Below are 24,197 nucleotides of genomic sequence, written 5' to 3' on the forward strand. Positions count from 1 at the left end.
ACCCCGCGGAACCATTGGCATCCCCCCCCCGGCGTGGCATGCCCGGCCTCTCCCGCTCAAACCAGCGCCCGGAGGCGGACGCCCGGCGCCTGGCGATCGGTCAGAAGCACCCGAGCGCGTTGAGCTTCTGCCGCCATTTGCCCGCCATCCAGGCATAACCATTGGCGTCCGGGTGGATGCCGTCGGCGGCGAGCGTCGCCGTCGGGAAGCCGGTGTTCATGTCGACCACGTCGACCTTCACATAACCTTGCGACTTCAGCGTCGCGACGATCCCGTCGACGTAGACATTGTACGCATTCGCCTCGGCGTTGAGCGGGGCGTACACCCCCGCGAGCGGGATGATCTTCGCCACGAGGATCCGCGCCGTCGGATTGAACGCGATGAGCCAGCGGACCATGATGTCGAGATCGTACGCCGCATTGAGGTGACCTTGCCCCTGCAGGAGGTCGTTCGTTCCGGCGTGCACGAGGATGGCGTTCGCGCCGACGTAATTGGTCTGGATCCACGGCGTGAGCTGATCGACGCGGAAGCCCGGGTACCCGGAGTGCAGGTGCTGGCCGGCCGCCCAGAGGTTGTACGACGAATAATCGCCCGAGAGGCCCGCCATCCGGATCGGGGCCCCCACGGCCGGAGGAAACAACACGAGCTGGCCGCGGTATCCGTCGATCCCGCCGATGCCTGCCGTGAGCGAGTCGCCGAAGGGCTGGATCTTGCACTCGACGCCGAGCTCGGATTCGGCCTCGGCGACGTCCTCGTCGTCGGTCGCGAATGCGGCGTCATCGTCGGTCATCTCGGGATCCATCGAATCGACGGCGCAGCCCATCGAAGCACAGGAGAGGAAAGCGAGGGTCAGGCCGAAGAAAGAATTCGAGAGCGTCATGGGAGCCTCCGCTTGGGTTTGGAGTTCTGGGTGCGGCGCGCCGGACTCTCCGTCGCGCGCCTCGGGAGGACGCTATCGCAACGCTCATGCCACGACGCGAACCCCCGATATTGCTTGGAAATCGGCGACGCGGGCGTGGCGCTTGGCCCCGCGTGTCCGGACATCGCGGCGAGGTGTCCGGACACGCGGCGAGGCCACACTTGCAGCGCGCCGGGAGCCTCGCCTAGGATCCTGCCTTGCGCATGGCTCGGCCCCTGCTCACGACCCAAACGGAACAGGAACATTCGGTCCAGCAGAAGACCGTCGGCCTGCTCGTCTTCGTGCTGCGTTACGACGATCTCCTCGCGGCCGATTCGATGTTGTTGCCCCCGATCACCCGCGAGGGCGCGAAATACGAGGTGGGGCGTGCCCCGGAGGTCCAGCCCGCGGCGCTCGCGGGGAGCACGCTGCTCCTGCCCGATCCCTTCGTGTCACGCGCCCACGCGCGCCTCGTCCGCCGCCGCGGCGTCGACGTGATCGAGGACCTCGGCAGCAAGCTCGGGACGTTCGTGAACGGCGAGCGCATCGAGGGGCCGCGGGCCCTCGTCGATGGGGACCTCCTCGAGATCGGCCACACGCTCCTCGTGTATCGCCTGGTCGAGCCACGCGTGGCGGTGCGCATGGCCTCGCTCCCCCATGGGATCCAGCACGGCCCGACGCGCACCTTGTGCCCCGAGCTCGCGAGCATGTCGACGGATCTCGAGCGCATCGCGCGGACCGACCAGCCGGTCCTTTTGCTCGCGGAGACGGGCGCGGGCAAGGAGATCGCCGCGCGATTCGTGCACGAAAAGAGCGGTCGTGCAGGGCCGTTCGTGGCGGTCGACTGCGGCGCGATCCCGGATCACCTCGTCGAGGGAGAGCTCTTCGGCCACCGCCGCGGGGCATTCAGCGGCGCGGTCGAGGAGCGAAGAGGCCGCATCCGCAGCGCCGAAGGGGGCACGGTTTTTCTGGACGAACTCGGCAATCTCCCGGAGAGCGCCCAGGCGAGCCTGCTACGCGTGATCCAGGAGCGCGAGGTGACGCCGGTGGGCGGCGAGCGCGCGCAGAAGGTGGACGTACGCTGGATCGCCGCGACAAACGAGGCCCTCTTCTCCGAGGACAGCCGGTTCCGGGCGGATCTCCGGTCGCGGCTCGCGGGGTACGTCGCGCTCCTGCCGCCGCTGCGAAGACGGCGTGAGGATCTCGGGTTTCTGGTCGCCGACATCCTCGGCAAGACGGGGCTGCCGAGCGTATCGATCACGAAGCGGGCGGCGCGCGCGCTCTTCTTCGGCGAATTGCCCGGGAACATCCGCGAGCTCGAGCGAGCCCTGTCGAGCGCGGCCGTGCTGATGGGCGACGGTCCGATCGACGTGCAGCACCTGAGCGTCGTGGCCGCGCGCGCGGCGAGCCGGGCCTCTGCGCGGGCCGAGGGCTTCGTCGCGGACGCGCCGCCCGCGGATCCGCCGTCGGACGAGCCGCAGCGGAGCTCTTCGAAGCGCCCGACGCGGGAGGCCATCGAGGCTGCGCTGGTGAAAACCAACCGCGTGCAGGGCGAGGCGGCGCGGCTGCTCGGTGTCCACGAGCGCCAGCTCGCCCGGTGGATGGATGCATACGGGATCCCCCGCGCCAAAAAGAGCTCTTCGGAGGCGTGACGGCTACGCGCGGGACGTTCGAGCCTCAGAAGAGGCCCTCGTGTGATTTGCCGGTCGGCTTCGTCGTGGGCGCGGAGGGCGGCGGCGACACGGTCGCCGATGGCGCGCTCGTCGCCTTCGGCCTGGTGCTGGATGTCGAGGTCGTCGTCGCGCGGGGAGCGCTCGTGGGCTCGGGCGGCGGGGCGGCCGGCGGCGTCGCCACGGACGCGGTTGGCACCGCTCTCGCGCTGGGCGAGGGGTCCGCTGGCGGCGCGGGCGGGGGCATGCTCGATGCGGCGAGGGGGAGGCTCGTCGTGCCCGACTCGGGTTCGACGCCGGCGCCGCTCGGGGCCGGGATGTGGGGTTTGTCTTGAAACACGTAAAGCCCGACTCCGATGAGGGCTGCGCAGCCGACCGCGACTGCGACCCACGGGGGAGACGCGCGCCGTGGAGGCGCAGGTGCGACCTCCGGCATGGTCCTGCTCAGGGGCGATTGCGTGGAAGCGGATCCCTCGGGCGTCCGCGCGGGTGCGACCTCCGCGGGCGCCACGCGCACCTTCGAGCGAGGCGCGACGCTCGTGGTCCCGATCGCCGGCACGAGCTCCACGAGCTTCTCCGGCAACTCGGAGAGCGTCTCGACCGAGGTCGCGGGTGGCGCCCCGTCAGGAGGGGCTTGCTGGGTGGATTCCTCGAACGCCGGGGCGGTGGGGGCCGCGGCGAGCTCCGCCGACACGTCCCGCTCGCCGAGCAGATCGGCGAGCGGCGAGAGCATGCTGTTCACGCGAAGGAGTGAGCGCAAGGCGGCGGCGAACTCGCCCATGGTCGCATATCGCTCCTCGGGGTTCTTGCACAGGCAACGGCCGACGATCACGTCGAGCTCGGCGGGCAGCTCGGGCCGGATCTGGCTCGGGAGCGTGGGCTCCTGCAGCATGATCGCATGCACGACCTGCCCGATCCATTCGCCCTCGAATGGGACCCGCCCGGTCGTGAGCTGGTAGAGGACGACGCCCATGGCCCAGATATCGCTTCGAGGTCCAACGGCTTTCGCATCCGAGACCTGCTCGGGGGACATGTAGAGCGGCGAGCCGAGCAGGGCGCCGCTCGCCGTGAGCGATTGCGACTCCGCGGTCATACGCTTGGAGATGCCGAAATCGAGGAGCTTGAGGCAAGGTTTTCCGTTCGGCCTCCGGATCAGGAACATGTTCGAGGGCTTGAGATCGCGGTGGACGATGCCGAGCCCGTGCGCCTCCATGAGGGCATCGCAGGCCTGGAGCACGAGGCCGGCCGCCTCCGTGACGGAGAGCGGGCCGCGCCGCTCGATCACCTCGGCGAGGTCTCGACCTTCGAGGTACTCCATGACCATGTACGGCCTGCCATCGTCGAGCTGACCGACGTCGTAGACCTTCGCGACGTGCTCGCTCTTGAGGCGCGCCGCATTACGTGCCTCGCGGAGGAATCTGTCCCTGGCCTGCTGCGCGCGGTTTTCGCCTTCGGGCCCGAGCATGAGCTTGATGGCGAGGAGCTCCCCGAGGCCCTCGTGTCGCGCCGCCACGACCATACCCATCCCCCCCTGGCCGAGGATCCGTTCGACGCGGTACTTGCCCAGCAAGGTGTCGCCCGGCGTGACGATGGGATGCATGGGCGTACCATAGCCGCTGGATCCCTTGACAGGAAGCATGTTGTCGTGTGTCCTCTCGCCCGTGAAGATACGTCGGCACGCCCCCGACGCACGGTTTCTCGCGGTCCTCTGCGGGGCGCTGCTCGTCGCGCCGGCCGCGCGCGCGGAGCCGAGCGACGCCGAGAAGATCGCCGCCGCGCAGGCGCTTTACGACGAGGCCGTCGCCGCGATGGACGCCAAGGATTACGCGACGGCGTGCCCCAAGCTCGCGGAGGCCGTGAGGCTCGTACCCGAGGGTATCGGCGCCAAACTCACGCTCGCCGAGTGTTACGAGGAGAGCGGCAAGCTGGCGAGCGCCTGGTCGCACTATGCGGTGGCGCGATCCCTCGCGGAGCGCGCGGGGCAAAAGGACCGCGCCACGCGAGCGGCGGCGAAGGCGGATGCGCTCAAGGGGCGGCTCGCGAGGCTGACGATCGAAGTGCCGGACGCGGTCCGCAAGATCCCGCAAGTCACGATCACGCGCGGCGGCGTCGGGCTGGGGGAAGCGCAATGGGGGACGGCGTTGCCCGTGGACGTGGGTCGGCACGAAATCGTGGTCACGGCGCCCGGGTACGAGAGGTGGACGCGGGCGATCGAGGTCGCGAAGGACGGTGAGGCCATCTCGGTGCGCGTCGAGGCTCCTGCGATCGATCTGCGTGCGAGCGCGGCCGAGGAGCGGAGGCGCGCGGCGTCGACGGTGGTGATCCAGAACTTCGCAGCCGAGAGGCCATGGCAACGTCCGCTCGGCATTGCCGCGATGGGCGTGGGGGCCGCGGGGATGGTCGTGGGCGGGGTGCTGGGCGGGCTCGCGATCCAGAAGAACGACGAGAGCAACGCGGGCCTCTGCGATGCGGGCGATTATTGCAAACGCGCCGGGCTCGCGCTTCGAAGCGAGGCGGTGGGGCTGGGCAATGGCTCGACGGCTGCGCTCGCGGTCGGCGGGGCCGTGCTCCTCGGCGGGGTCGTGCTCTTCGCGACGGCGCCGGCGTCGAAATGGAAGGGGAGCGCGGAGAAGAGCCCACGGGCCGGGCTGGACGCGACGCTCGAGCTCCTTCCGACCGGGCTGCGGGTGCGAGGCGCATTCTGACCCAGCAAGCGCGTGGCCGCGCGACCCCTTGACAGGGCGCGTGTTCTCATGTGTCACTCGCACGGGTGAAGCTACGTCGTTTCGAGGCACGGAAGCTCCGCGGCGGCGCCTCTATCGTCACCCTCGCGCTCCTCCTGGGCGGGTGGGTTGCCTGCAATCAGGTCGCCGGGATCCGTGAAGGAAAACCGTATCCGGACGCGTGCGTCACCGTGGACGACTGCTCCGTGCCGGAGCCCGAATGTCGGGCGGCGGCGTGCATCGACGAGCGTTGCGTCTATGACGACAAACCCGCGGGCACGCCGCTCGCGGCGCAGGTCGCGGGCGACTGCCTGGAGGCGCAGTGCGACGGGGAGGGCCGGAAGCGGCTCGTGCCCGTCGCAGCGGACGCCCCGGACGACGGCAATCGATGCACGTTCGACCATTGCGTCGGGAGCACGCCCACGCACGCGCGGCTCTCGTTCGCGCCCTGTTTCACGGGACCAGACACGGCGCGCGGCGTCGGGGTATGCGTCGACGGGAAGCAGGCCTGTGACGAGGACGCGAAGCCGACCGGGCCTTGCCTGGGGGAGGTCTTGCCGAAGGAGGAGACGTGCCTGTCGATCTTCGACGAAGATTGTGACGGGGCCGTGAATGAATCCGGGCTTGGCTGCGTGTGTGTCCCCGGCACGATCGGCGAGTGCTTCGGCGGGCCGGAGGCGGCGCTGGGGAACACGCCCTGCAAGCGCGGAAAGCAGCTCTGCATCCCGGAAGGGACGGGGTACGGAGAATGCCTGGGGCAAACCTTGCCTGCACCCGAGGTTTGCAGCTCGAGCGGTGTGGACGACGATTGCGACGGTCGCGTCGACGAGGAGGGCCTCGACTGCGTCTGCGGCGACGGCGTCATGTCGAACGCGGAGGTCTGCGACGACGGGAACACGGACGAAAGCGACACGTGCACGACGACATGCGTGGTGCCGGGCTGCGGCGACGGCATCGTGCAGGGCGGCGAGGCGTGCGACGACGGGAATCTGCTCGACAGCGACGCGTGCACCGCCCAATGCCAGGTGGCGACCTGCGGTGACGGGCTGCTTCAGGTCGGCGTGGAGGCGTGCGACGACGGAAACACGATCGACACCGATACGTGCACGTCGTCCTGCCAGCATGCCGTGTGCGGGGATGGGTTCGTCCGACAAGGGGTCGAGGAGTGCGACGACGGCAGCCCTACGGCGACGGAGACGTGCCAGCCCGATTGCCTCGCGGCGCCGGTCGAGCTCTTCGCGGGCGGCGTCTCCATGTGCGTGCTCTTCGCGAATGGCCGAGCGAAGTGCTGGGGCGCGAACGAGAATGGTCAACTCGGCCTGGGGGACAACCAGAGGCGAGGCGACAATCCGAACGAGATGGGGAACAACCTCCCGTTTCTCGGGCTCGGCGACGGTCGCACCATCCTCTCGATGGCCCCCGGCACCGCGCACACCTGCGCGCTGCTCGACGACCAGACCGTCAAATGCTGGGGCGGGGGCGGGGCGGGTCAGGTGGGTCTAGGCGATATGTTGGCCCGTGGGGACGAGCCGGGCGAGATGGGGGACATTCTACCCCCCCTGGACCTCGGCGCGGGTCGGACGGCGAAGGCGATCGGCAGCGGCTTTGCCCAAACCTGCGCGATCCTGGACGACGACACCCTCAAGTGCTGGGGGTACAACGCGAGCGGTGAGCTCGGCCTGGGGGATACGATGATCCGGGGCGACCAGCCCGGCGAAATGGGCGACGCCCTCCCCGCGGTCGCGCTCGGGACGGGCCGATTCGCCCGGCAAATCGCGGGTGGACACAGCTTCCAGTGCGCAGTCCTGGACGATGATACCGTGAAGTGCTGGGGGAAGAACATCTGGGGACAGCTCGGCCAAGGCGATACGACGCAGCGGGGAGACGAGATGGGTGAAATGGGGGACGCTTTGCCCCCGGCGACCTTCGGCAACGCGGGCGCAATCCTTTCGATTTCGACGGCGTTTGGTCATTCCTGCGTGCTCCTGACCGGCGGAAAGGTGAAATGCTGGGGGCTGAACGTCGTCGGTGCGCTCGGGCTGGGCGACATGGCATTCCGGGGGGACGGGCCGGGGGAGATGGGGGACAACCTGCCGTTCGTCGATCTCGGCAGCGGCAAGACGGCCACGCGAATTGCGACGGGCGGCCCTTGTTCGTGCGCGATCTTGAATGACGGATCGGTCAAATGCTGGGGGGAAAACGATCGGGGTCAGCTCGGCCAGGGCGACAAACTGAACCGCGGCAAGGCGCCGGGCGAGATGGGCGACGCGCTCCCCGCGATCGATCTCGGCGCCGGGCGGAAAGCCAGGAAGATCGCGGTGGGCGGCAGGTTCGCCTGCGTGATCCTCGACGACGCGACGGTCAAATGCTGGGGACAGAATGATTTTGGTCAGCTCGGCCTCGAGGATACGCTCGATCGCGGCGACGACCCCGGCGAGATGGGGGACGCCCTTCCGGCCGTGAAGCTCCGTTGAGCCTGGAGGAGGCCGCCCGCCGGCTGAGCCGGGCCTCCCTCCCACCGCGTCCAAGTTGACAGCATGCTGTCAAAATGACAGCATGCTGTCAATGACGGCGTTGACTCCGGGCGCAACAACACTCAGCGAGCTCATCATCGAGGTGTTCCGCGTGAACGGCCTCGCGCTCGCCGCGGGCGATCACCTCAGCGGCCCGGCCGGGCTCACCAGCTCGCGCTGGCAGGTGCTCGGTGTCATCGACCACGGCCCCGAATCGGTCGCCACCGTGGCGCGCACCATGGGGCTCACGCGGCAGACTGTACGGATCATCGCCGCGGCCCTGGAGCGCGAGGGGTTCGTCGTCTACGAGGAAAACCCGCATCACCGCACGGCCAAGCTCCTCGTGATCACGGAGGCCGGCCGGAGGGCGCTGCGTCAGGTGGAGGCGAGCCACGCAGCGTGGGCGAATCGGCTGGCGAGGGGCATCGATCGCGAGCGTTTGCGAGGGGCGCTGGAAGGCCTCCGCCTGGTCCGCGATGTGCTCGAACGGGACGCATCACGAGCGTCCAGAAAGGCGTGATCCATGGTTGCACTCACGATCCCGGTCCTTCCGTGCATTTCCTTGCCCGAGACCTTGACGTTTTACCGGACGCTCGGATTCGAGGTGACGCACGAGCAGACAAAACCGAACCTCTATGCGGCCACGTCGCGCGGCGACATCCATCTGCACTTCATGGGCGTGAAGGGCCTGAACCCCGCCGAGGCCTACAGCGCGTGCCTGGTGCTCGTTCCCGAGATCGATGGGCTCTACCAGAGCTTTGCCGACGCCCTGCGCCGGCTTTACGGCAAGCTCCCGACCGCAGGCCAGCCACGGATCACGCGTCTGCGGAAGGGGCAGAGCCGCTTCACCGTCGTCGATGTCGCGGGTAACTCCATCATTTTCATCAAACAGGGGGCGGCCGACGATGATGACGAGAGGGCCGCGCCGCAGAGCAATTCGCGTCTTGGCAAGGCATTGCGTACGGCGGCGCGCCTGCGCGACTTCCGCAACGACGACGCTGCAGCGGCCAAGGTCCTCGACCTGGCACTCGCACAGGAAGGGCCGTCCGACCGGATCGAGCGGGCCCGCGTCCTCGCCGCCCGTCTCGAGCTGGCGATCGCCATGGATGACGAGGCGCGTGCCAGCACGCTGCGCGAGGCGCTCGCCACCCTTGCGCTCAGCGCCGAGGAGAGCGCGCAAGTGCCGGAGCTCCGCGCGGCGGAGGAGCTGGAACGGTCATTACGATCGAGCGAACCGGATCCGCACGGCCCGGCCACGGATGCCTCGGCGTGAATGAGAGCGGTGTACCAATGAGTCTGGAACCCGACCGGAGGAGTCCCGAAGCGCCGGAAGGTTCGTGCGTCCCCGATCGAAAAGTGGATTGATCACTGGGCGGGAGTGGACCGACGACGCGGCGAAACAAGGGGCGCGTTCCGGACTGAGTCCGGGGGCGCTGCGATGGCAGCAAGGGCCGATTCCGCCGGGACGCGAAGGTCCAGACGATGGCGGCGGCGCGCGCGGAGGAGAAGCGATACCTCCTGAACATTGCGCAGCATGGCGAGCCGTGTGCGCCGGGGTGAGGCGGAGGCGGGCGCGGTGGCGCGGTCGGGGAAGACGTTTCGGGACGTCGTGGAGGCGTATCGGGCGACGTTCATGGTGACGGAGCGCAAGGTGTCGTCGCGGTGGGGGTATGCGGCGCTGCTCGACCTGGAGCTGTCGGAGCGGGGGCTCGCGCGGGCGACGCGGAACAATGTGCAGGTGGTGATTCGGTCGGTGCTGCGATTCGCGTGGCGCGGAAGTACCTGCGCGCGATACCCGAGGGGATGCAGCGGCTCGAGGCGGTGGGGGAGAGCATTCTGGAGATTCCGTCGGACGAGGAGGTCGAGCGGATCCTTGCGGCCGCGAGCGAGCGGCATCGGGTGAGCTTCGTGTTGATGGCGTACGCGGGGCTAAGGCCGAACGAGGTGCGGGCGCTGCGGTGGCGGGATGTGCGGCTGCGGCGGGAGGGGGAGGTTGTGGGCGGGTTCGTGAGCGTGCGGGAGAGGCGGTCGCAGGGGGAGACGCATACGCCGAAGACGGGGCAGCGGGAGGTGCCGGTGGCGCCGGAGCTGGGGAGGTTGTTGGCGGGGATCGAGGGGGTGGGTGGGGCCGGGCGGGAGGGTTTGTGGCGCTGAATGAGCGGGGAGAGCGTGGGGGCAGTACGGGATTGTGCAGGCGTTTGAGAGGGTGCGGCGGAAGGTGGGGGTTGGGGGGTGGTCGGTGTATTGTATGCGGCACTATGCGATCACGATGTGGTTGAGGGTGGGGGGCCGGTGCACGTCGTGCAGAGGATGGCGGGGCATAAGCATCTCGTGACGACGCAGCGGTATGTGCATCATCTGAAGGAGGATCTCGAAGAGGCGGGGAGGAGGCTCGCGATGCGTGGCTCCGGCTCCCAAAGCCCGTGCGTGTAGCACTTTAGACTACATCCCCCGCAACAGAGGTAGATGTTGTGGTCTCCAACCCTCTTGACAGTCGGTCCTGCCACATGTCCCATGCTTGAGGAGAATTCGATTGGCCATCACGACAAAGAAGATCACCTCGGATGAGGCGCGGGAGATTATTGGCCGCCCCGAGCAGCACTTCTGGGACTTCAAGTCCCATCAGGTTGCACCGGCGAAGGTGCAGAAGACCGTTGTGGCATTCCTGAATGCTGACGGCGGTGAAGTCGCGATTGGCATCGAGGACCCAAAGGTTGGTACAAGCCTCAAGGATCGATGGCGTGGTTTCGCGACGCAAGAACTCGCGAACTCGCACATTCAGTCATTGTTACAGGATATCCAGCCCACGCCTCCGCTTGAGTTTACGTTTCTCGAACTCGCGAAGAGTGAAGTTGGCGGATTTGTACTACTCGTCAAGGTACACAAGAGCGAGAACGTCCATAAGACGAGCGCAGCCGAGTGCTACGTCCGACGCAGCGCCCAGAACCTACCCTTAAAGAACGAAACAGACATTCAGAACCTGCGCCTTTCGAAGGGCCTCATCTCGTTTGAGGATCAGTCCGTTGGCGGCTATTCGGTTGCTGAACTAGAACAAGAGAAGGAATTGGTGACGTTCCTTCAACACTACTCGCCGCAAACTGGCCCAATGGACTTCCTACGCCGCGAACGCCTCGTCCGTAGCCTCGATGGACAAGCCCTGCCGACGTACGCTGCCGTCCTACTCTTCAGTGAAGTGCCGGCAACCATCCTCCCCAAGAAATGCTCGATTAAGATTACTCGCTACGCAACCAGAGCATCCGAGCCGACGCGCGAGCACCTTGGATCACAGAAAACAATCGAAGGCCCGCTGTTCATCCTAATCAACACAGCCGTCGAAGAGATCAAACGGCTTGTCGAGTCCGTGTCGGTGCTCACGCCCGACGGTATGACGAAGGCCAAATATCCTGACGAAGCGATCAAGGAAGTTCTGGTGAATGCCGTCATCCATCGGGACTACAACATCTCCGATGACACACACGTTTTCATTTTCGACAATCGCATCGAGATAAAGAGCCCCGGTCGGCTCCCGGGGCACATCACCGTGGAGTCAATGACCAAGGAGCGCTTCGCCCGCAATCCGAAAATCGTGCGCCTTCTTAACCGATACCCGAATCCGCCAAATAAGGACATCGGCGAGGGGCTGAGGACCGCTTTTCAAAAGATGCAGGACGTGAGGCTCAAGCCTCCCATCATTCGGGTGGACGAAAGCTCTGTGACAGTAACGCTGCCCCACGAAGCGCTCGCCGCGCCAGAGGATGCTGTCATCGAGTACATGAAGACAAATCCGCATATCGACAATCGGATCGGGCGCGAATTGACTGGTATCAAGAGCGAGAATCAAATGAAAGACGTGTTCTATCGCCTACGCGATCGTGGGCTCATCACGCTGGTGCCCGCCGGCGGGTCTTCTTATTGGCGACACTCCACTCCTGAGGAAAGCAGGAGACAGGTCGCAGCAACAAAATCGAAGAGAAAACGAAGGACCTAGCGATAAGTTGCGCGCTCTGAACGAATAGCTGGCGGAGAATTGCATGGACGTTACGATTCAGACGACTTCTCCCTTTCGTGGCTGGCCGGCTGTTGCGGAAGCTCTCGCTGCCCTCGACCCAAGGCGCGCCCTTGGCGCAATCGAGCTGATTGTTCATACTTTGGCGACGCGTCAGGACGGGGTATTCGATGGCCAGGGCGCTGCCCCGCTTGGTCCCACCAACGTCCACGTGATCGCGAGGGAGTTGGTGGGCCTCTTGCCCGACGAGGCGCTTCCCGATCTGGACCCGTCCGCAGAACGCGTCGTCCTGCCCGTCGTGGTTGACCTCGCCCGCGAGGTGAACGGTCTTCGGAGCACCGCGCTCACCGCTCCCCAAGAAACGGAGGCCGACGCATTGCGGCTTCTGTGGCTTCACCATCTCGAGCAAAACGGTCTCGCTTGGAGCCCGAAGATCGAACTTGGGCGCGGTTGGCGAATGTTTGCCGAGATCTGGCCTCAACTGGTCGAGAGCGGTCGTGTGACTACCCCGAGCTACGCTACGGCACCATTTCTCAACTCCGCACATATGCTGCTTCTCGCGGTAGCACTGTGGCACGCACGTGGTTGCCTGCCTGACGTAAGGGAGGCATTGGGCCGGCTCGGCCTTTCCGCCAGCCATGTTTCTGCAATCCTGGAAGTCTTCACGTGCCCACTCCGCGAAGCCAGGATGCAACTCGCGCAGGCTCCGAAGTACCCGATTTCGCTCCAGAACTTCTTCCGCAGACATTCCGTTATTCGGTCGACGGAGTGGGGGGTCTTTGCGCCGCTCCCCGACCTGCTCCTCCAGTGCTGGGACTTGCAGCGGCTCTTCGAAACTCTTGAGTGCACGCTGGTGAATGTTCCTCAGCGAGCGGCCCAGCGATACTATGGGAGCCTCGGCGTCGTTTACGAACAATACGTGCGAGATCTCTTGCATGAGATTGCAGCCGCATCGGGTGGGCTGGCTGTCGACCCCTTCCCGGTGTCGGACGACGCGGAATCGCCGGACGGGTTCCTGGTGTACGGCCCCGATGTTCTCGCTTTTGAGGCTAAAAGCTATCGGGTTCCCGGGCGGGCGTATGAAGACGTAAGCCTTGATAGCTTTTCCTTGTGGTTCTCAAAAATCCTCGGCTCCGACGACTCTGGTAGGAAGCCGCTGGTGCAAGGACAAGACTTCTACGAAAAGTGGAAGCAGGGAGATGCCAATATCACGGCCCGGCTTGGGACGTCCGTCGCGCAGAGCATCTACGTGGTTGTTACCTATGAAGATCCGCCCGTCTTCACGAACTGGCTCATGTTCCGCCACTGGTATCTTGCGAACCACCTGGAGCCAGCTACGCAGCGCGAAATGTGGGCGCAGACCATCGTTGTGTCTGTTCGGGCACTTGAAGCGCTCGCGGGAGCCTGTCGCCTTGCACCGACCCCTCCGGGTGCTCAAGGGCTTCCAGTAAGAATGTTTCGTGACTACCTGAACTATCGCGACACGGAGCCTGATATCGTGACGTTTCCTAGCCAGATGAAGAGCAGCTTTGCAAGCTGGTTGCTTGAGACGCACCCGTGGATTCGACGATCTGAGCCGGCAATCGTGAGTGATGCCCGCAGAAGACTGTTTGAAGCGGCGCAGGCTGTTGGTGTCGGCGGTGACATCGGTGCCGCGACCGAGAGCGGCGTCTAACAAGGGTCTGGGGCACGACGGGGCAAACCCAAGCCGTTCGGCGGGCCGGCATGCGATGGTGTACAGTTGACACTAACCGAGGTCAAGCGTGAACATGGAGGGCAGCACCCGAGCATGACTGCCTGCAAACATGGTGGTCTCGTGCTACAGGCCCGGCCATCGCACCTCTGGCCTGAGATGACCTGGGAAAGGCTCCCAAGTCATGGCAGTCCGACGAACGACCCGACGGGGCATCCCCGTTCTGTTCATTAACATCCGCTACCGCCTCCCCGATGGCACCCGCCATCGATTCCGGAAAGACGCGCTATCCCCGACAGTCCCCGGCTGTCGCGCCGAGGAGAAGCGCTACCTCCTGAACATCGCCCGCTTCGGCACCCCGTACGCGCCGACGGACGACCCGCCGTCGGCAGCATCCGCCGCCGCCGCCGGCACCTCCCCACCCGGATCCCCCACCGATCCCGCATCCCCACCCGGACCCCCGACGAAAACCTTTGCCGAAGTCGTCACCGAATTCCGCAGCACGTACATGCTGACGGACCTGAAAGTCACGACCCGCCGCGGGTACACGTCGGTCCTCGAGACACGCTGCTCCCGCGCTTCGCCAATCGATCCCTCGACAAGGTCGACGGCAACGCGGCCGCGGAGCTCGACCTCGAGCTGTCGAAGCAAGTTCGCGCAAACGACCCGCAACAACATCCATGTCGCTCTCCGCTCCGTTCTTCGCTTCGCCGTCGAGCGCGGTTACCTCGCCGATCCGCCCAACGGCCTGCCGCGCCTCGAGCAAATCGGCCAGGGTATCCTGGAGATCCCCACCGACGACGAGGTCCACGCAATCCCCGCCGCCGCGCGCGACAGCCACCGCTCGCGCTTCGCCCTCATGGCCTACGCCGGCCTTCGCCCCAACGAAGTCCGCGCGCTTCGCCGCCGCGACATGCTCCTCCGCTGGTCCGGCAAGCAGCCACACGGAGGGCGTGCTGGGCGGACAGGCGAAAGGTGATCGCGATCAGCCAACAGGCACCGCCGCCTTGATCGCGACAGCCACCGGCGATGCACGGCCAGCGAAAATCTCGCGATTCTTGCACGAGCCGCGTCGGCACGCCTCTCGCTTTCCGGACGCGCATGCCCCGCCCCATGCCCCCTTCCGTCAACTTCCATCTGTGGAAGCCATGCAACATGCGCTGCCACCATTGTTTTGCGACCTTCGATGACGTGGCGGAGACCGTGCTCCCCAGGGGCCATCTGCCGCGCGTCGAGTGCATTCGCGTCGTGGAGCTCCTCGCGCAATGTTTCCGCAAGATCACCTTCGCTGGAGGCGAGCCGACCCTCTGCCCCTGGCTGCCGGAACTGATCTGCGCCGCGAAGGCGCGCGGAGCCGTCACCATGCTCGTCACGAATGGTACCCGCCTCGGCGCCGACGACCTCGCGCGTTTCGAGGGTCAGCTCGATTGGATCACGCTCAGCATCGACAGCGCCGCCGAGAGCACACATGTCGCGCTCGGGCGCGCGGTGCGCGGCAAGGCCATTCCTGCTGCCCGGTACATCGACGCGGCCGACCGCGCTCGTGCCATGGGAATGCGGATCAAGGTGAACACCGTGGTCACCTCGATCAACGCCGGTGAGGACATGTTCGAGATGATCCTCGCCCTCCGCCCCGAGCGATGGAAGATCCTGCGTGTCCTGCCGATCGAGGGGCAGAACTCAGGCCGCGTCGAGCCGCTCCTCTGCGCCTCGGACGCCTTTCGTGCCTTCATCGACAAGCATCGTCGACTCGAGGCGCACGGTATCACCATCGTACCCGAGGACCACGAGGACATCCTCGGCAGCTACGCGATGGTCGATCCGGCTGGCCGCTTCTTCGATGACGTGGACAGCGTTCATCATTACGGCCGACCTATCCTGGAGGTCGGCGTGGAGGCCGCATGGGAGAGTGTTCGTTTTTCGCTCGCCCGGTTTCACGGGCGCGGGGGAGACTACGCCTTCTGAAGGACAGCCTCCGCCGGGCTCATGGGTCGTCGAGGTAGACGAATACCGGGATCCGGTCCTCGCCTACCTTGAAATCGACGCCGACGCAGAGCGTCGAGGTGAGCAGTCCCTTCGGCTCGATGAGGCGTCCCTGGGCGATCTGGCCTCCGAGGGGATGCGTGATCGTCAACGGGATACCTGGGCTGTCCATCAGCGCGGAGACCGTCGTTTCGAGGCATTTGGCCCCTGGAGATGTACAGTCCCATCGCGACGCGGATCTGTCGACCCCTTCCCCATTCAGCAAGCAAACATGATTGGTTGGCTCCCCGAAGCAAACCGTTGCATCCGCAGCAACGCGATCCACCCGCGCGAGCCGGAGCTTCACGCGTCGGTCCCTCGCGAGCTTTTCCGCGCATCGTCCGGCGACATACGTCCGACCCGAGGCGCATTGCGCGCAACGGTCATCCTTCTTTTCGCACCACGAGCCCTGCACGACTCTTTTCGACGGATCGCACTCGGGGCCACCACAGCAAACGTCCGACCGCACGGGTTGATGCGTGGGAGCTGGCAGAAGCGCCGTGGCGGTGGTCGGGGCGCTCGGGAGCAGAATCGGAGATGGCGATACCTCCCCCTCGGAAATCGATTTCGGTGGTTTCACGTAAATCGCCCCCGCTAGCAATGCAATGGCTCCCGCCAGCGCGTACAGCGGTCCCCGCGCCGATCGGCTCGCAGGTTTGTCGTGCCGAACGACCTGCGGGATCCTGGGCGCTTCCGTGGGAGCTGTCCGCGCGACCGGCACCATTGGCTCCGTCGGCCCGAGCGGCGCACCCATGGCTGATGTGTGCGTCTCCGTGCGTGAGGGCAGCGACACCGCCGCGGCTCGCCGGCTCGGCGGCGGCAATCTGCCCGTACGCAGGACCGTCACGAGCGCGGCCCCGTTTTCGGGGCGATCCTCCTGCCGCAGCGAGAGGCAGGTCGTGATCGCCGCAGCCCACGCCCCTGACAAACGCGGGCTCGGCCAGGCCCTCCTGCCTGCCTTGATCTCCGCATACCTTTGCGCCATCGCCTCGAACGACGCCGAATGTCCGAGTCCCGCGGGGTGTGAGCCGAAGAGCAACTCCCAGGCGATTACCCCGAACGCGAACATGTCCCGCGCGCAGCTCTCTTCTGCCGCCGCGCCGTGCTTGGGCTCGAACAGCTCCGGCGCGAGATACCGCACCGTCCCGATGACCCCACCCACGGACGTCAATCGTTGCGGATTGCCAATCGGCACCGCGATTCCAAAATCGATCAGCTTCACAGCCCCAGGCTGATCGGGTCGTTCCCAGAACGCATCCGTCACGAGCACGTTCGCCGGCTTCAGATCCCGATGCGCGAGCCCGCCGGCATGCACATGGGCGAGCACCTCGGCCACCTGTACGAGCGCGGCGAACTTGTGCCCTTTCGACATGCGTCTGTCTTGCATCGCCTCGTCGAGCGGCGCGCCCTGCACGAGGTCGAGCACCACGCCCACGAGCCCCTTGTCGAGGTCCTCGAACAGCGCGTGGCATGCGCAGAGCCCTGGGTGCGCGAGCGCCGCCAGGATCTTCGCCTCGCGCCGCGCCCGCGCGAATGCAGCCTGCCCCGCCTCCGCGAGGCGCACGAGCTTCAGCGCACGCGTGGCGCCGCGATCCAGCGGATCGACGACCTGCCAAACCGCGCCCTGGCCGCCCTCTCCGAGGGGCCGGATGAGCGTGTACCGGTCGATGCGGTCACCCGGGCGAAGCTCCACGTTGTAGTGGTTACACGATTCCAGCGCGGGAGGGAAGGGGCGCGGGGCGCCCCCGACGTGAGGGACGCCCCGCGCGATTCACGCTACTTCTTCGGCTCCTGCTTGGGGGCCGGCGGCTGGCCCTGCGGCGGCGGGGGCACGTTGGGGTGCCCCTGTTCGATGCGGTTGTTGCGGTCGTCCCGGTACGCGGGGTTGTTGGGGTTTTTCACGTCGGACCGCTGATCGTTGGGCTTCGGTTGATGCTTCGACATCGTCGAATCTCCTTCGTTCGTCGTGCACGCACCGTGCTCGGTGCGTGTATATCGGTCATTGCATGGGTCGTTCCATTCGTCTTTTGGCCTCCTACGGCTCGTTCTGCGGAGCTTTTGCCGCTCGCGATCACCTTTCTGGGCAGCGGCCGTGATCGCGAGCGGTCCCGTTACGGCGTCGTGAATCGACCATCCTTCCCCCGGTATCGTCGAACGCTCGCGTCCCACTCCGGACGCCCCTCGGCGAGCGCGGCGAGGGCCGTGAACGCCGCGATCGTCAGGAGCAAGCCGCCGCCGATCATGACGGGCGCCGACAGCCCCGAAGCGGACGGGTTTGCCACGGGCGCCCGTTGCTGCCGGGGAACCTGCACGGGCGGCGGATGGAGCAGGGACAGGAGCACCGCCGCGATCCGACGAGCATCCGGGCGGTTCTCGGGTTTGTCGCTCGTCATATCGAGGACGAGGTCCCGGAACGCCGGGGGCACATCCGCATTCTGGAGCGCCGACGGATCCCTTGCGCCGGTCAAGAGCTCCGTGACCACGACGCCGAGCGAATAAATGTCCGCTGCGGCGCTGAATGTATCGCCCTCGAGAATCTCTCGGGCGATGTACCCTCGTGTACCTCCGGGGCCTCGTGTCATCGTGGTGCCGACGCCCGGAACCCGCGCCAGGCCGAAATCGGCAATTTTCACGACGAAGGTGCGGGGCTCCTCGGTCTTCACGAGCAAATTGTCGGGCTTGAGGTCACGATGAAACCCCTTCTTGTCGTGGATGGCGCGCAACCCCTCGATCACCTGGACCAGGATCCCGGCCACCGACCGCCAGGGCAATTTGCCGATGAGGGCGCGAAGCGAGCCCTGATCGCAGAACTCGAGGACGATGTACGGCTCTTTGGCCTCGAGGTCATGGTCGAGCAGATCCACGATGAATGGGTTATCGAGCTCCTTGTAGAGCATCAGCGCCTCGCGCTGGAAACGGGCCTTCCCGTCGGGGCTTCGATCCTTCAGGATCTTGATGGCCACGACCCGCCCGGTCTCCTTGTCGACGGCCCGATGGACGATACCGAAGCCACCCTCGCCAAGGGTTTCCTGTAGTTCGTATCGATTCTTCACGACGTTCCTCCTCAGCTCGTCGCGTCCAGGTGCGACGAACACGCTGCGGATCGCATCCTTCGTGCCCGTCTTCGTTTCCAGGGGGGCCTGCGCAAGTCTTTGAAATGACTGCGGTTGCCCTCCTGCGTCCGACGCACGTCGCTGCCAGCGATCAGGGTCGTCCTCCGACGCACCTGATCGCGATCAGCCTCCCTTGCATCTTTCTTCCATTCGGCCCCTTCCTGTTGTATGACGTACACTCGTGGAGATCAAACCCGGGGCCCGCGTCAACCGCTACGAACTGAAGAGACGTCTTGGAAAAGGCGGGCAGGGGTCTGTCTGGGAAGCATCCGATGTCCTCGATGGCGGCGCTTCTCGCGCGCTCAAGCTGATCGCCCTCCGCGAGCTCGAGAAGGGCGCGGCAGAACGGGCATGGCGCGAGGCGCAGGCCCTCCAGGGCGTGACACACCCCGGGCTCGTCCCGTGTCGCGAGCTGTTCAGGGACTCGGTCGAGGATCTCATCGGGCTCGTCTTCGACCTCGTGCAGGGACAATCCCTGGCTGCGGCGGCTCGGGATCCTCGTATGAGGTCCGAGTATCGGATCGCCGTGCTCGACCAGCTCGCAGCGGTGCTCGCGCACGTGCATGCGCTCGGTATCGTTCATCGGGATCTCAAGCCCGACAACATCCTCGTGACCGATGCGTTTTGGTCTGCCCCGTTCACGTCGGGCGGCGTGAAGCTCGTGGATTTCGGCATATCGGCGCCCGCGGGCAATCCCTCGCCGATCACGACGTTCGGGGCCGTCGTCGGTACCACCCCCTACCTCCCGCCCGAGCTCATTTCCTCCGGACCATCGGCGCCGGATCGGGAGGGCTTTGCCCGTGATGTATTCGCCTTCGGCGTGCTCGGCTGGGAGCTTCTTTTCGGCGCACATCCCACGGGTTTGCCCCCGGATGCTCTGCAGCCGGCCTATCACGACGCATACCGCGCGGCCTGGGAGCAGCGTCTTCCATGGCCGCCGCCTGCGCCCGAAAGCCCCTGGGTAGCGACCCTACGCGCATGTCTTGCGCTCGATCCTCGCCGCCGCCCTGCCAATGGCGCCGCATTGCGCGACATCCTGCGCACGGGGAGCGCTTCGCTTTCCGGGGCCACGCAAACGCATGCGGCGCCGACGGCCGCGCACGTCCCGCCAACATCGGCGCAGACGCCCGTATTCATCACCGAGGGGATGTCTACGCCGCCCGTCATGCCTCCTCCCAGGGCTCCGACCGCGAGTTCACCAAGCGGGCATTATCCTCCGGCACCGCAGTCCATTCCGCCTCCTCCGACCCGTTCTGGCTCGAAGAGCGGACCGAACTTGCCGCTCCTCTTGCTCGCACTTGCAGGGGCCGCCGTGTTCGGCGCGTTCATGCTTTGGTTGTTCATGGGCGGGAGGTCCGAGGCCGATTCGAGCGAAGGCGTCCCCATCGCCTTCAACCCGAAGAACGTACCCACGGCGACGGTGCGGCCGACCGTCGTCGAGCCGCCCCCCGCGGATCCTTCCTTGCCTTGCTGTGACAGTCGAGGAGGATGTCAGTCGGGGCGTGCGTGCAATCCAGATCGTTGCGAGGACAAGTCCCTCGTCGAGCGAACCTGGAGCCTCCGCGTGACAGGGGCCGTGGCGATTGATGGTGACAGGGATCTGACGGGTGCCCATCCGCGCGCGATGGTATGCATGCGCAACGAGAGGACCGGAGACCGCGCATGCGCCCCGATGTCGAACATCGCGCGCGACGGCGGAGACCGCGTCAACGTCCTGCCTGCGAGCACGAAGGATCTGGCGTACGGCCGCATCTTCGTTCGTATCGTCGAGGGGACCAGGGACCTCTATCCCGAACAGCGGATCGCCGATAATCGAGAAGGTTTCAAGAGCTCGGTTCTCTGCCGGGGGCTCAGGCTCCGCGTCGGGCCCCGCGAGACCGCCCCCGTCCACGTATTCGTTTATCTGGACTGAGAAGCCATGACCCGACCCGTTTTGCCACCGACCACCGAAGAGCATCGACCGCCCACCACCGAGCAAGCAGATCGGGGGCGCCCCGTTTTGCTCGCGGCATTCCCTGAATCCGCCGTCCTCCCGATGCCCCTGTCAGGCAAGCCGGTCGGGCGTGTTTGGCTCGCAGACGCCGGCATCGTCGACGCGAAGGTCTCGGGCCAGCATCTTGCCTTCACATTCGAGGGAGGGCGCTGGAAGGTCGAGGACCTCGGTTCGCGTAACTTCACGTACAGGAATGGGCACCGCCTCGAGGTCGGGACGAAGGTGCCGATCGAGGATGGAATGGTCCTCCGTATCGGCGGCACGCTGCTCGTCTTCCGGGAGGCGTATCGAGGCCCGCTTCGAGCCGTGGAGCCGCTGGGAAGCCTCGTCGGGCCCTTCGGGCTCACGGACGTTCGCGCGGCCGTGGCGGCCATCGGCGCGCGTCGAATGCATCCGGTGCTGATCGAAGGTCCGACGGGAACCGGAAAGGAGGCGCTGGCGCAGGAGGTGGCACGGGCGCTCGGTCGATTGCACAAATACACGGCCGTCAACGTCGCCGGTATCCCGGAGACGCTCTTCGAGGGGCAGCTCTTCGGCTGGGAACGAGGAGCGTTCTCCGGCAGCGTGGAGGCCAGGCCGGGAGTGCTGCGATCACACAACGGCGGTGCCGTTTTTCTGGACGAGCTCGGAGAGTTGCCGACCTCTTCGCAGCCGAAGCTCTTGCGCGTACTCGATGGGCACGGCGTGATGTCCCTGGGCGGTGCACGTGAGCTGCCGGTCGACGTCGCCATCGTCGCGGCGACGAACCGGGACCTCGCCGAATGTGTCGAGCGAGGCACGTTCCGGCGGGATTTGCTGGCGCGTTTCACCAGTCGTATTCGCTTGCCGCCGCTCGCAAAACGCCCCGAGGACCTGTTTGCCGTGATGAGGGTGCTCTGGGAACGTAGGTATGGGCAACTCGATCTCGGGCGGGTGCGCGTCGACGTCGAGGCCGTCGAGCTCTTGATGCTCCAGGGGTGGCCGGGGAACGTTCGGGATCTGGACCGCGTGGTCGCGTCGATGGATCCAGGGGGCGGCATCAAACTATCGGCGGTCGAGCAAGTGCTCGGGGTGCGCGCGTCTTCGGCAGCGCCGCCGCCCACGGTCGAGGCAATCGAGAAAGCGATTGCTGATGCTGGCAACAAGTCGGAGGCTGCCAGGCGGCTCGGAATTTCGCGGGGATACTTGCAGCGGCGGCTCGACGAGAAAAAAGGGAAGTGACCGCCTTCCCTGCACCAAGCGCGTTGGGACCCTCCACCCGTGCCAGGCGGGTCACGTTCTATGGATGGGGCGCCGCTTCGAGGCCCGCGACAATGAGCTGGATCCCGTAGCGGAACCGCGCATCGAGGTCGGCATCGAGCAAGTGCGTCGAGGCCTCCCCGAGGTGCGGGTACACGCCGCGGGCGAGCGCCGCCCGGAGGTGCTCCGGATCGACTTTGCCGCCCTCCGTACCGGGGAGCGGCGCCAGGGCTTGCTCCTCGAGGGTGAAGCCGATCGTGTAGTAGACCATCGTCCAGGTCCCCCACGCGGCGGCGCGCGGCGAGAGCCCTGCCTCACGCAGCGCGCCGACCCACGTGTCCGCGAAGCGGAGCGTGTTCTCCTGCGTCACGTAGGTCCCCGCGAAGACCCGCGCTCCGTCGCGGTGCGCGAGCAACGCCCGGCGCAGCCGCTCGGCCATGTTGGCCGCCCGGTCCATCCACGTGAGCCCTTCCGGGGCGCGGGCCACGCAGTCCGCCAGCATCGCTTCCGCCATGGCGTCGAGCAGCTCCTGCTTGTTCTTCACGTGCCAGTAGAGCGTGGGCGCCTGCACGTTCAGCTCCTGCCCGAGCCGGCGCATCGTCAGCGCGTCGAGCCCGACCTCGCCGAGGAGGCGCAGCGCCGTCGAAATCACCTGCTCGCGTCGTAGTCGCATCACAGCTCCTCGTTCCTTCGTGCCGCCTTGACTCTAACACTGTTCGGGTTACTCTAACGGTGTTAGAGTTTGGTGACCTGGAGGGTACCATGGTGGATACGGACGTGGTGATCGTGGGCGCAGGTCCGGTCGGGTTGATGCTGGCGTGCGAGCTCGCGCTCGCGAGGGTCCGGGTACGCGTGCTGGAGCAGCGGGCGGCGCGGATGGAGCAGTCGCGCGCGCTCACGTTGCACCCGCGCAGCCTCGAGATTCTCGACCAGCGCGGGATCGTGGGCCGTTTCCTGGAACGCGGGATCCCGATCCCCACGGGGCATTTCGCGATGCTCGACACCCGGCTCGACTTCTCGCGCCTCGACACGGGGCACCCCTACACGCTGTTCCTGCCCCAGGCCCGCAGCGAGGAGTTCCTGGAGGCGCGGGCGCGGGAGCTCGGCGCCGAGATTCTGCGCGGCCACGCGGTCGTCGAGATCACGGAGCGGGAAGGGAGCGTCGCGCTGCGGGTCCAGGGCCCCGAGGGCCTGCGCGACGAACGCGCGAGTTATGCCGTGGGCTGCGACGGGGCGGCGAGCGTGGTGCGCCGCTCGATCGGCATCGCCTTCCCGGGGAGCGAGACGACGCTGACGGCTTTCCTCGGCGACGTCGAGGTCACGGAGCCTCCTGCCCGGCCGGGCTCCCGCGTGGGCCCGCACGGCGGCGTGATGGTGGTTCCTCTCGGCGACGGAGGCTACCGCTTCGTCGTCTTCGATCCGCGGAGGATGCACGCGGACAGGTCCGAGCCGGTCACGCTGGACGAGCTGCGGAGCTCCGTGCAGCGGATCCTCGGCACGGACTTCGGAATGCGTAACCCTCGCTGGCTGTCGCGCTTCGGCAATGCGACGCGGCTTTCGGAGCGATATCGCGAGGGGCGCGTCTTTCTCGCGGGCGACGCCGCGCACATCCATTTCCCGGCCGGCGGCCAGGGGCTCAACGTCGGTCTGCAGGACGCGATGAATCTCGGCTGGAAGCTCGCTGCCGCCGTGAAAGGCTGGGCGCCGCCCCACCTGCTCGACAGCTACCACGAAGAGCGACACCCCGTCGGCCGCGCGCTGGTGCGCAATACGGAGGCCCAGATCAGGCTGATGGACGTCTCGGATCCCGGCCTGGCCCTCCGCGAGATGATGAGCGACCTGCTCGGCATCGAAGCCGTGAACCGGCGCCTCGCCGGGCAGATCAGCGCGCTCGACATCGCTTATCCTCCTGCCGAGGGCGCGGCGGCGCACGCATGGGTCGGCAAGAGGGCGCCGAACCGCGCGCTCGAGACAAAGCGCGGCGTGGCGCGCCTCCACGAGCTTTTGCACGCGGGTCGGTACGTGCTGCTCGACCTCGTCGGCGACGCAGAGCTCCACGCCGTGAGCGAGGCGTGGAGGGATCGCGTCGACGTCATCCAGGCGAAGGTCGCGGCAACGCAGACCGATTTATCTGTTATCGATGCGCTCCTGGTGAGGCCGGACGGGCACGTCGCCTGGGCGAGCGACGGCGAAAGGCGCGCGACGCGCCTCGACGATCTCCGGGCTGCGCTCGCGCACTGGTGCGGGCCCGCTCGATGAGCGATCTGGTTGATCTTGGAGGAACTCGGTACCCCCGCTGTCCCCTCCGTCAACACCGCCGCCGCCAGCGCCGCGCCACGCAGGCTCGA

18 protein-coding genes are annotated in these 24,197 nt (G+C 66.6%); 12 read left to right on the forward strand and 6 right to left on the reverse strand.

Annotation, left to right across the window (positions count from 1 at the left end):
* Positions 1-100: 100 nt before the first annotated feature.
* Positions 101-880 carry a GDSL-type esterase/lipase family protein gene (locus QHF84_RS07045; RefSeq protein ID WP_281312413.1) on the reverse strand — a complete coding sequence of 260 codons (780 nt, stop codon included), beginning with the start codon at positions 878-880 and terminating at the stop codon, positions 101-103.
* Positions 881-1,122: 242 nt separating this feature from the next.
* Between QHF84_RS07045 and QHF84_RS07050 the strand changes: the two genes are divergently transcribed.
* The gene (locus QHF84_RS07050) at positions 1,123-2,550 is read left to right on the forward strand and encodes a sigma 54-interacting transcriptional regulator (protein WP_281312414.1); all 1,428 of its coding nucleotides are present in this window, start codon (positions 1,123-1,125) and stop codon (positions 2,548-2,550) included.
* A 25-nt stretch (positions 2,551-2,575) separates the two neighbouring features.
* Here the strand turns inward: QHF84_RS07050 and QHF84_RS07055 are convergent, their stop codons facing one another.
* Positions 2,576-4,168 (reverse strand): serine/threonine-protein kinase, encoded by a 1,593-nt coding sequence (locus QHF84_RS07055; RefSeq protein WP_281312415.1) that lies wholly within the window; start codon positions 4,166-4,168, stop codon positions 2,576-2,578.
* Positions 4,169-4,229: 61 nt separating this feature from the next.
* Between QHF84_RS07055 and QHF84_RS07060 the strand changes: the two genes are divergently transcribed.
* The 8 genes from QHF84_RS07060 to QHF84_RS07095 all read left to right on the forward strand — a co-directional run bounded on the left by QHF84_RS07060 (position 4,230) and on the right by QHF84_RS07095 (position 15,468).
* On the forward strand, positions 4,230-5,273 hold the full coding sequence (locus tag QHF84_RS07060) for a hypothetical protein (RefSeq protein ID WP_281312416.1): 1,044 nt from the start codon (positions 4,230-4,232) through the stop codon (positions 5,271-5,273).
* Positions 5,274-5,338: 65 nt separating this feature from the next.
* Entirely contained in the window at positions 5,339-7,765 is a 2,427-nt protein-coding gene (locus QHF84_RS07065) for a DUF4215 domain-containing protein (RefSeq protein WP_281312417.1), read from the forward strand.
* Between the two features lie 91 nt (positions 7,766-7,856).
* Positions 7,857-8,324 (forward strand): MarR family winged helix-turn-helix transcriptional regulator, encoded by a 468-nt coding sequence (locus QHF84_RS07070; protein WP_281312418.1) that lies wholly within the window; start codon positions 7,857-7,859, stop codon positions 8,322-8,324.
* Between the two features lie 3 nt (positions 8,325-8,327).
* Entirely contained in the window at positions 8,328-9,077 is a 750-nt protein-coding gene (locus QHF84_RS07075; RefSeq protein ID WP_281312419.1) for a hypothetical protein, read from the forward strand.
* Positions 9,078-9,571: 494 nt separating this feature from the next.
* Positions 9,572-9,958, forward strand: a complete 387-nt coding sequence (locus tag QHF84_RS07080; protein ID WP_281312420.1) for a hypothetical protein — start codon at positions 9,572-9,574, stop codon at positions 9,956-9,958.
* A 379-nt stretch (positions 9,959-10,337) separates the two neighbouring features.
* The gene (locus tag QHF84_RS07085) at positions 10,338-11,792 is read left to right on the forward strand and encodes an ATP-binding protein (protein ID WP_281312421.1); all 1,455 of its coding nucleotides are present in this window, start codon (positions 10,338-10,340) and stop codon (positions 11,790-11,792) included.
* 43 nt (positions 11,793-11,835) lie between these two features.
* Positions 11,836-13,485 (forward strand): hypothetical protein, encoded by a 1,650-nt coding sequence (locus tag QHF84_RS07090; protein WP_281312422.1) that lies wholly within the window; start codon positions 11,836-11,838, stop codon positions 13,483-13,485.
* Positions 13,486-14,616: 1,131 nt separating this feature from the next.
* On the forward strand, positions 14,617-15,468 hold the full coding sequence (locus tag QHF84_RS07095; RefSeq protein ID WP_281312423.1) for a viperin family antiviral radical SAM protein: 852 nt from the start codon (positions 14,617-14,619) through the stop codon (positions 15,466-15,468).
* 19 nt (positions 15,469-15,487) lie between these two features.
* On the opposite strand, the gene QHF84_RS07100 is transcribed toward QHF84_RS07095, so the two are convergent.
* The 3 genes from QHF84_RS07100 to QHF84_RS07110 form a co-directional block, all read right to left on the reverse strand.
* The gene (locus tag QHF84_RS07100) at positions 15,488-17,218 is read right to left on the reverse strand and encodes a serine/threonine protein kinase (protein WP_281312424.1); all 1,731 of its coding nucleotides are present in this window, start codon (positions 17,216-17,218) and stop codon (positions 15,488-15,490) included.
* Positions 17,219-17,301: 83 nt separating this feature from the next.
* Positions 17,302-17,469 (reverse strand): hypothetical protein, encoded by a 168-nt coding sequence (locus QHF84_RS07105; RefSeq protein WP_170319984.1) that lies wholly within the window; start codon positions 17,467-17,469, stop codon positions 17,302-17,304.
* Between the two features lie 167 nt (positions 17,470-17,636).
* A complete protein-coding gene (locus QHF84_RS07110) occupies positions 17,637-18,578 on the reverse strand; it encodes a serine/threonine-protein kinase (protein WP_281312425.1) in 942 nt (313 codons plus the stop codon).
* 241 nt (positions 18,579-18,819) lie between these two features.
* On the opposite strand from QHF84_RS07110, the gene QHF84_RS07115 reads away from it, so the two are divergent.
* Together QHF84_RS07115 and QHF84_RS07120 are read left to right on the forward strand one after the other, a co-directional pair.
* Positions 18,820-20,550, forward strand: coding sequence for a serine/threonine-protein kinase (locus QHF84_RS07115; RefSeq protein ID WP_281312426.1), 1,731 nt, complete (start codon positions 18,820-18,822; stop codon positions 20,548-20,550).
* Positions 20,551-20,556: 6 nt separating this feature from the next.
* Complete coding sequence (locus tag QHF84_RS07120; protein WP_281312427.1) at positions 20,557-21,831, forward strand: sigma 54-interacting transcriptional regulator; 1,275 nt, start codon at positions 20,557-20,559, stop codon at positions 21,829-21,831.
* A gap of 58 nt (positions 21,832-21,889) precedes the next feature.
* On the opposite strand, the gene QHF84_RS07125 is transcribed toward QHF84_RS07120, so the two are convergent.
* On the reverse strand, positions 21,890-22,522 hold the full coding sequence (locus QHF84_RS07125) for a TetR/AcrR family transcriptional regulator C-terminal domain-containing protein (RefSeq protein WP_281312428.1): 633 nt from the start codon (positions 22,520-22,522) through the stop codon (positions 21,890-21,892).
* Between the two features lie 89 nt (positions 22,523-22,611).
* Here QHF84_RS07125 and QHF84_RS07130 point away from each other — a divergent pair, with 89 nt between their 5' ends.
* Positions 22,612-24,108 carry a monooxygenase gene (locus QHF84_RS07130; RefSeq protein WP_281312429.1) on the forward strand — a complete coding sequence of 499 codons (1,497 nt, stop codon included), beginning with the start codon at positions 22,612-22,614 and terminating at the stop codon, positions 24,106-24,108.
* The last annotated feature ends 89 nt before the right edge of the window (positions 24,109-24,197 follow it).

Origin of the sequence: Polyangium sp. y55x31 (genome assembly GCF_029946505.1) — a bacterium.
Taxonomy (GTDB): domain Bacteria; phylum Myxococcota_A; class Polyangia; order Polyangiales; family Polyangiaceae; genus Polyangium.

Coding starts and splice junctions, on each gene's coding strand:
- QHF84_RS07070 (WP_281312418.1), top strand. CDS start 7,857: ATGACGGCGTTGACTCCGGGCGCAACAACACTCAGCGAGCTCATCATC.
- QHF84_RS07125 (WP_281312428.1), bottom strand. CDS start 22,522: ATGCGACTACGACGCGAGCAGGTGATTTCGACGGCGCTGCGCCTCCTC.
- QHF84_RS07075 (WP_281312419.1), top strand. CDS start 8,328: ATGGTTGCACTCACGATCCCGGTCCTTCCGTGCATTTCCTTGCCCGAG.
- QHF84_RS07055 (WP_281312415.1), bottom strand. CDS start 4,168: ATGCATCCCATCGTCACGCCGGGCGACACCTTGCTGGGCAAGTACCGC.
- QHF84_RS07045 (WP_281312413.1), bottom strand. CDS start 880: ATGACGCTCTCGAATTCTTTCTTCGGCCTGACCCTCGCTTTCCTCTCC.
- QHF84_RS07090 (WP_281312422.1), top strand. CDS start 11,836: ATGGACGTTACGATTCAGACGACTTCTCCCTTTCGTGGCTGGCCGGCT.
- QHF84_RS07095 (WP_281312423.1), top strand. CDS start 14,617: ATGCCCCCTTCCGTCAACTTCCATCTGTGGAAGCCATGCAACATGCGC.
- QHF84_RS07105 (WP_170319984.1), bottom strand. CDS start 17,469: ATGTCGAAGCATCAACCGAAGCCCAACGATCAGCGGTCCGACGTGAAA.
- QHF84_RS07050 (WP_281312414.1), top strand. CDS start 1,123: ATGGCTCGGCCCCTGCTCACGACCCAAACGGAACAGGAACATTCGGTC.
- QHF84_RS07130 (WP_281312429.1), top strand. CDS start 22,612: ATGGTGGATACGGACGTGGTGATCGTGGGCGCAGGTCCGGTCGGGTTG.
- QHF84_RS07120 (WP_281312427.1), top strand. CDS start 20,557: ATGACCCGACCCGTTTTGCCACCGACCACCGAAGAGCATCGACCGCCC.